The sequence below is a fragment of the Pseudomonas sp. UBA4194 genome (assembly GCF_002379585.1).
GTDB lineage: Bacteria > Pseudomonadota > Gammaproteobacteria > Pseudomonadales > Pseudomonadaceae > Aquipseudomonas.
Genome location: NZ_DFUE01000056.1, coordinates 141,238 through 148,740, shown reverse-complemented (window position 1 = coordinate 148,740; position 7,503 = coordinate 141,238). Strand labels below are relative to the sequence as shown.

Genomic DNA, 7,503 nt, shown 5'->3' with positions numbered 1-7,503 from the left:
GCCGCAGCGGGAGGCCCGGGCGCGGGCGCGGGTGCTGCGTTGAGGTCGCCGGAGGAGGAGGCTGCGCCAACCGCCGGAGGCACAACCGCGCCGGTGCCGACGGGCAGAGCGCGCGAGGCGCCGCTGTCGACTGCGAGCGGCTCAGCCTCGCTTTTGCCGAACATCTTCTTGAGTGCTTTGAGCACGGTCTTCTCATCGATTGGTTAAGGAATGTACGCCCGGCAGTGTAATGCAAGAATCGGGCGCGAAGGTAGAAGTGTGGATTGGCGAATCCCGGGCCGTTTATTGCAACCGCTGCGCCAACCAATCTCCGATATCCCCGATCTCCTGCGGTAACACTTGGTGACCCATGGGGTATTCCCGCCACGCTACATCCACGCCCCACGCTTTGAGATGCTCATAGGCGCTGCGACCCATGGCATTGATCACCACCTCATCGTTCTGACCATGCAGGCACAAGGCCGGGATACGTTGCTGGCTGGCCAGCAGCTCGATCTCGTCACCGAAGGTGGGCGCGTAGGTGGACAGCGCCAGCACCCCGCCCAGCGGGCCTTGCCACTTGATGTAGGCGGTGTGGTAGGCCACCGCACCGCCTTGCGAGAAACCGGCAATGAAAATGCGCTCCGGCGCAATCCCGTCGGCCTGCTGCGCCTCGATCAGATCACACAGCATCTGCGCCGAGCCTTCCAGCTGGCCCTGGTCGATTGCCCGGGCCGGGTTCAGGGCGATGATGTTGTACCAGCTCGGCATTTCGTAGCCGCCATTGATGGTCACCGCCCGGGTCGGCGCCTGAGGCAAGACGAAGCGCGTGCTCTGCAGGCGCTGCTGCAGCGCCTCGGCCACGGGCAGGAAGTCGTAGCGGTCGGCACCCAGGCCATGCAGCCAGATAACGCAGGCATCGGCGGTCTTGGGGGGGTGAATCACGAGGGGATCGGTCATGGTTGCTCCGTTGTGGGGCGCCCGCTCTTTATAAGTGCATTGCAAAGGGGCGCGCTGGTGCGATCTGTGAAGAAGATGTCGCAAGGCTACAAGTTTTTCTATTGACGTGCACTGAAACGCTTCTGCGAGCCACTGTGGTACGGGCTTTGCTATGTAACTGGCGTAATGAAGGCACGCTCTGCACCGGTAACACTGTAATGGGGTTGGCGGGTGCGGCAGAGCGGACAACAGTCCTGCAGTAAGTCTACCGAACGTCGAACACATCACGCCCGTTGCGCTGGGTGCGATTGGTTCCAGCGGGCGGCAGGCGACAAGTTTTAACACCTGGTCGGTCATCAGGTCGACTGGATTCATCACTTGGTTTGCAACGCTGCTTGACCCAAAAAAAAGCCAGCACGGGTCGACACTGCCTCAAAAGGGTGCGGAGCATTTCAAGCTCGGACACAACAAGAGCAACTGGAGGTTTTGAATGAAGATGTTGAAATCCACCCTGGCTGTACTGACCGCTGCGACCGTCCTGGGCGTGAGCAGCTTCGCTCAGGCGGGTGCCACTCTGGACGCCATCCAGAAGAAAGGTTTCGTACAGTGCGGCGTCTCCGACGGCCTGCCAGGTTTCTCCGTTCCTGATGCTTCGGGCAAGATCGTCGGTATCGACGCCGACGTCTGCCGCGCCGTAGCTGCTGCCGTGTTCGGCGACGCCACCAAGGTCAAGTTCAGCCAGCTGAACGCCAAGGAGCGCTTCACCGCCCTGCAATCCGGCGAAATCGACATCCTGTCGCGTAACACCACCTGGACCAGCTCCCGCGACGCGGGCATGGGCATGGTCTTCGCCGGCGTGACCTACTACGACGGTATCGGCTTCCTGGTGAACAACAAGCTGGGCGTGAAGAGTGCCAAGGAACTGGATGGCGCGACCATCTGCATCCAGGCCGGTACCACCACCGAACTGAACGTGTCCGACTACTTCCGTGGCAACGGTCTGAAGTACACCCCGATCACCTTCGACACCTCCGACGAAAGCGCCAAGTCGCTGGAAGGCGGTCGTTGCGACGTGCTGACCTCCGACAAGTCGCAGCTGTTCGCACAGCGCAGCAAGCTGGCCGCGCCGAACGACTACGTGGTACTGCCGGAAACCATCTCCAAGGAGCCTCTGGGCCCAGTGGTACGCCGCGGTGATGAAGACTGGCTGGCCATCGTCAAGTGGACCCTGTTCGCTCAGCTGAACGCTGAAGAAGCAGGCGTGACCTCCAAGAACGTCGAAGCCGAAGCCAAGTCGACCAAGAACCCGGACGTCGCTCGTCTGCTGGGCGCTGACGGCGAATACGGCAAGGACCTGAAACTGCGCAAGGATTGGGTGGTACAGATCGTCAAGCAAGTGGGTAACTACGGCGAAATGTTCGAACGTAACCTGGGTGCCAACACCCCGCTGAAAATCGATCGTGGTCAGAACGCTCTGTGGAACAACGGCGGTATCCAGTACGCACCTCCGGTGCGCTGATCGGCCCGGCGCCTGACAGCTTTTCGCTGTCAGGCGCTGTTCTCCATCTCTCCTGGGGCTTTCCATGCAAAATCAAATCGGCGCACCCAAGCAAGGGCTTTCCCTGAGCGATCCACGTGTGCGTGCGTGGCTTTTCCAGATCATCACCATTGTGGCGGTGGTCGGTATGGGCTGGTTTCTGTTTCACAATACGCAAACCAACCTGCAACACCGGGGTATCACCTCCGGCTTCGATTTCCTCGAGCGCAGTGCCGGCTTCGGCATTGCCCAACACCTGATCGACTACACCGAAGCGGACAGCTATGCCCGCGTGTTCCTGATCGGCCTGCTCAATACCTTGCTGGTGTCCTTCATCGGCATCGTGCTGGCTACCTTGCTCGGCTTCATCATCGGCGTGGCCAGGCTGTCGCCGAACTTCATGGTCAACAAGCTGGCCACGGTCTACATCGAGGTGTTCCGCAACATTCCGCCGTTGCTGCAAATCCTGTTCTGGTATTTCGCGGTCTTTCTGACCCTGCCTGGCCCGCGTGCCGCGCACGGTTTCATGGACAGCTTCTACGTCAGCAGTCGTGGCCTGAACATGCCGGCCGCACTGACGGCACCGGGTTTCTGGCCGTTCGTGATCAGCGTCATCGTGGCCATTGCAGCCACCGTGGTGATGTCCAAGTGGGCGACCAAGCGCTTCGAAGCCACCGGCGAGCCGTTCCACAAGTTCTGGGCCGGTCTGGCGATCATGATCCTGGTGCCGGCGCTGTGCTCGCTGATCTTCGGTGCTCCCGTGCACTGGGAGAAACCTGAGCTCAAAGGTTTCAACTTCGTCGGTGGCTGGGTGTTGATCCCCGAGCTGCTGGCGTTGACCCTGGCACTGACGGTGTACACCGCGGCGTTCATCGCCGAGATCGTGCGTTCGGGCATCAAGTCGGTCAGCCATGGCCAGACCGAAGCGGCTCATTCGCTGGGTCTGCGCAATGGTCCGACCCTGCGCAAGGTGATCATCCCGCAAGCCCTGCGCGTGATCATCCCGCCACTGACCAGCCAATACCTGAACCTGGCGAAGAACTCCTCGCTGGCGGCCGGTATCGGTTACCCGGAGATGGTTTCGCTGTTCGCCGGTACCGTGCTGAACCAGACCGGTCAGGCCATCGAAGTCATCGCCATCACCATGAGTGTGTACCTGGCGATCAGTATCAGCATTTCCCTGCTGATGAACTGGTACAACAAGCGCATTGCGCTGATCGAACGGTGAGGATGAGCGCATGAGTACCCATATTTTCAAACCTGACCAGCCACCACCGAGCAAAGTGTTCGGGCCGGTGGCGTGGATGCGGCAGAACCTGTTCTCCAGCTGGATGAACACGCTGCTGACGCTGTTGGCGCTGTACCTGATCTGGTTGATCGTGCCGCCGCTGCTCAGTTGGTCGATCTTCGACGCCAACTGGGTCGGCACCACCCGCGCCGACTGCACCAAGGAAGGCGCATGCTGGGTGTTCATCCAGCAGCGTTTCGGCCAGTTCATGTACGGCTACTACCCGCCGGAACTGCGCTGGCGCGTGGACCTGACCGTGTGGCTGGCGATTCTTGGCGTAGCGCCGCTGTTCATCTCCAGGTTCCCGCGCAAGGCCATGTACGGCATCGGCTTCCTGGTGCTGTACCCGATCATTGCCTACTTCCTGCTGCATGGCGGCGCGTTCGGCATGGAAAACGTGGCGACCAGCCAATGGGGCGGCCTGATGCTGACCCTGGTGATCGCCACCGTCGGTATCGCCGGCGCGTTGCCGCTGGGGATTCTGCTGGCGTTGGGGCGGCGCTCGAAAATGCCGGCGGTGAAGGTGGTCTGTGTAACCTTCATCGAGTTCTGGCGCGGCGTGCCGTTGATCACCGTGTTGTTCATGTCTTCGGTGATGCTGCCGTTGTTCCTCCCTGAAGGCATGAACTTCGACAAGCTGCTGCGCGCCCTGATCGGCGTGATCCTGTTCCAGTCGGCCTATGTGGCCGAAGTGGTTCGCGGCGGCATGCAGGCCATCCCCAAGGGCCAGTACGAAGCGGCATCCGCCATGGCGCTGGGCTACTGGCGCAGCATGGGCCTGGTGATTCTGCCGCAAGCCCTGAAGATGGTGATTCCCGGTATCGTCAACACGTTCATCGCACTGTTCAAGGACACCAGCCTGGTGATCATCATCGGCCTGTTCGACCTGCTCAACAGCGTCAAGCAGGCAGCGGCCGACCCGGCCTGGCTGGGCATGGCAACCGAGGGCTACGTATTCGCGGCCCTGGTGTTCTGGATCTTCTGTTTCGGTATGTCCCGCTACTCCATGCATCTGGAGCGCAAGCTGGACACTGGCCACAAGCGTTAGGAGCTTAATCATGAGTGAAGCGATCAAGAAGCCCGCGGGCGCTCCCGGTATCATCCAGATGCAGGGCGTGAACAAATGGTACGGCCAGTTCCACGTGCTCAAGGACATCAACCTGAACGTGACCCAGGGCGAGCGTATCGTGTTGTGCGGGCCTTCGGGTTCGGGCAAGTCCACGACCATTCGCTGCCTGAACCGGTTGGAAGAGCACCAGAAGGGCACCATCATTGTCGATGGCGTCGAACTGACCAACGATCTGAAACAGATCGAGACGGTGCGCCGCGAAGTGGGCATGGTGTTCCAGCACTTCAACCTGTTCCCTCATCTGACCATTCTGCAGAACTGCACCCTGGCGCCGATGTGGGTCCGCAAGATGCCCAAGCGCCAGGCCGAGGAAATCGCCATGCACTACCTGGAACGCGTACGCATTCCAGAGCAGGCGCACAAGTTTCCCGGCCAGTTGTCCGGCGGACAGCAGCAGCGTGTGGCCATCGCACGTGCGTTGTGCATGAAGCCCAAGATCATGCTGTTCGACGAACCGACGTCGGCGCTTGACCCGGAAATGGTGAAGGAAGTGCTCGACACCATGATCGGCCTGGCCGAAGACGGCATGACCATGCTCTGCGTGACCCACGAAATGGGCTTTGCGCGGACTGTGGCGAACCGGGTGATCTTCATGGACAAAGGCGAGATCGTCGAGCAGGCCGCGCCGAACGACTTCTTCGACAATCCGCAAAGTGATCGGACCAGAATGTTCCTGAGCCAGATCCTGCATTGATTGTGGTTGCGTGTTGAAGAGAAACCCGGGCTTTGGTCCGGGTTTTTTTTTGCTGTGGTTCATTCGAGTCGCGGACTCTTCACCCCACACGGCCTTGGCGCGGCCCACCATCAATCCCGCCGATTTGCCATTGCTAGCAATACCCCCTAACCTTGCCCCTTCAAAGCCGTACCCAAGAGACCTCCAGACCCCCGCGTCATGGCAATGGTCCGCCTTCCTGTTTCTGGATTCTTTATGACAACTGCCAGCTGTACCGAATCGCAAGCCAGCGCCGCGCCGGCGCTGCACAAACCCTGGTTATTGATCCTCGGCCTGGTGCTGGTGGCCCTGAACCTGCGTCCGGCCCTGTCGAGCATGGCGCCTCTCTTGGGCCAGGTCTCGGCCAGTCTGGGGCTGAGCGGCTCCACTGCGGGCTTGCTGACCACTCTGCCCGTGCTGTGCCTGGGCCTGTTCGCACCGTTGGCGCCGATTCTGGCGCGGCGCTTCGATGCCGAGCGCGTGGTGCTGGGTGTGCTGATCGTGCTGGCGGCCGGTATCACCCTGCGCAGCCAACTGGGCACTTGGGGCATGTTCATGGGCAGCCTGGTGGCCGGGGCCAGCATCGGTATCATCGGCGTGTTGCTGCCAGGCATCGTCAAGCGTGATTTTGCCGGCCATGCCGGTGCCATGACCGGCGTCTACACCATGGCGCTGTGCCTGGGCGCGGCCTTGGCGGCAGGTTCCAGCGTGCCGTTGGCGCAGTATTTCGACGATAGCTGGCGCATCGGCCTGGGCTTCTGGCTGGTACCTGCACTGCTGGCGGCTCTGTTCTGGATGCCCCAGACGCGCAGCAAGCATGGCGTTCAGCGCACTCGCTATCGGGTCACCGGGCTGCTGCGTGACCCCTTGGCGTGGCAGGTGACCTTGTTCATGGGCTTGCAGTCGTCGCTGGCGTATATCGTGTTTGGCTGGCTGCCGTCGATCTTGATCGGCCGTGGATTGTCGCCAGCGCAAGCGGGGCTGTTGATGTCGTTCTCCATCATCGTGCAGCTGCCCAGCGCGCTGACCGTGCCGTGGCTGGCCACCCGTGGCAAAGATCAGCGGCTCGCCATATTGATCGTGATGGCCCTGAGCCTGGCCGGCCTGTTCGGGTTGCTGTACGCGCCCATGAGCGGGGCCTGGGGTTGGGCGGCGGTTCTGGGCGTGGGGCAGGGCGGGGTGTTTGCCGTGGCGCTGACCTTGATTGTGCTGCGCTCCAGGGATGCTCACGTGGCGGCAAACCTGTCGAGCATGGCTCAAGGCTTCGGTTACACCATCGCCTCGATGGGACCGTTTGCGGTGGGCTTGGTGCATGACATGACCGGCGGCTGGGAGGCTGTCGGGTGGGTGTTCGCGTTCATCGGTATCACCGCCACTGCTGCAGGGATGGGCGCCGGCAGAGCGTTGCATGTTCGCGCTACCGCTACAGCGGTAGATTGAGTTGTCATTCAGGCGGTCTATAAGTTTGGCGTGGGGTATCAACGGCGTGCTGCTGGGATGGACGCCCATGGTGCAGGGCGAGATCCGCGCCCAGGCGTTGAGTAACCTGCGCCGTTTCCAGGCCGGTCGCGATGCCGCAGGCTAGCCGTGGCGGTGATAACATTGCGGCTGTCTTTCTACTTCGTACGATGCCGTGAGCGACTCCAGCGCAAGCAAACCCTGGTATGTGTACTTGGTCCGTGCCGCCAATGGTTCGCTCTATTGTGGCATCAGCGATGATCCGCACCGCCGCTTTGCCCAACACCAACGTGGCAAGGGCGCTCGTTTCTTCCAATCCAGCCCCGCAGTGGCGCTGGTGTATTACGAGACCTGGCCCAGCAAGAGCGAGGCCTTGCGTCATGAGCGCCTGATCAAGGCACTGCGCAAAACCGCCAAGGAACACCTGGTCACCTCCTTCACCCCGTAGCAGCGGCGTAAGC

7 protein-coding genes and 1 pseudogene are annotated in these 7,503 nt (G+C 61.3%); 6 read left to right on the top strand and 2 right to left on the bottom strand.

Translation table 11 applies throughout. The features are described 5' to 3' along the window. A pseudogene (locus B3397_RS14630) lies at positions 1–185 on the bottom strand (ATP-dependent RNA helicase RhlB); the annotation flags it as partial. A 97-nt stretch (positions 186–282) separates the two neighbouring features. Beyond that, a complete protein-coding gene (locus tag B3397_RS14625; RefSeq protein WP_296251296.1) occupies positions 283–939 on the bottom strand; it encodes an alpha/beta hydrolase in 657 nt (218 codons plus the stop codon). A 469-nt stretch (positions 940–1,408) separates the two neighbouring features. On the opposite strand from B3397_RS14625, the gene B3397_RS14620 reads away from it, so the two are divergent. From B3397_RS14620 to B3397_RS14595, 6 genes are all read left to right on the top strand, one after another. Beyond that, positions 1,409–2,437 (top strand): amino acid ABC transporter substrate-binding protein, encoded by a 1,029-nt coding sequence (locus B3397_RS14620; protein ID WP_296251295.1) that lies wholly within the window; start codon positions 1,409–1,411, stop codon positions 2,435–2,437. Between the two features lie 64 nt (positions 2,438–2,501). Further along, the gene (locus B3397_RS14615; protein ID WP_296251294.1) at positions 2,502–3,683 is read left to right on the top strand and encodes an amino acid ABC transporter permease; all 1,182 of its coding nucleotides are present in this window, start codon (positions 2,502–2,504) and stop codon (positions 3,681–3,683) included. Positions 3,684–3,693: 10 nt separating this feature from the next. Beyond that, complete coding sequence (locus B3397_RS14610; protein ID WP_296251293.1) at positions 3,694–4,791, top strand: amino acid ABC transporter permease; 1,098 nt, start codon at positions 3,694–3,696, stop codon at positions 4,789–4,791. 10 nt (positions 4,792–4,801) lie between these two features. Continuing rightward, positions 4,802–5,566 (top strand): amino acid ABC transporter ATP-binding protein, encoded by a 765-nt coding sequence (locus B3397_RS14605; protein ID WP_049861820.1) that lies wholly within the window; start codon positions 4,802–4,804, stop codon positions 5,564–5,566. 234 nt (positions 5,567–5,800) lie between these two features. Beyond that, positions 5,801–7,024 carry a CynX/NimT family MFS transporter gene (locus tag B3397_RS14600; RefSeq protein ID WP_296251292.1) on the top strand — a complete coding sequence of 408 codons (1,224 nt, stop codon included), beginning with the start codon at positions 5,801–5,803 and terminating at the stop codon, positions 7,022–7,024. A gap of 193 nt (positions 7,025–7,217) precedes the next feature. Continuing rightward, positions 7,218–7,490 (top strand): GIY-YIG nuclease family protein, encoded by a 273-nt coding sequence (locus B3397_RS14595; protein ID WP_296251291.1) that lies wholly within the window; start codon positions 7,218–7,220, stop codon positions 7,488–7,490. The last annotated feature ends 13 nt before the right edge of the window (positions 7,491–7,503 follow it).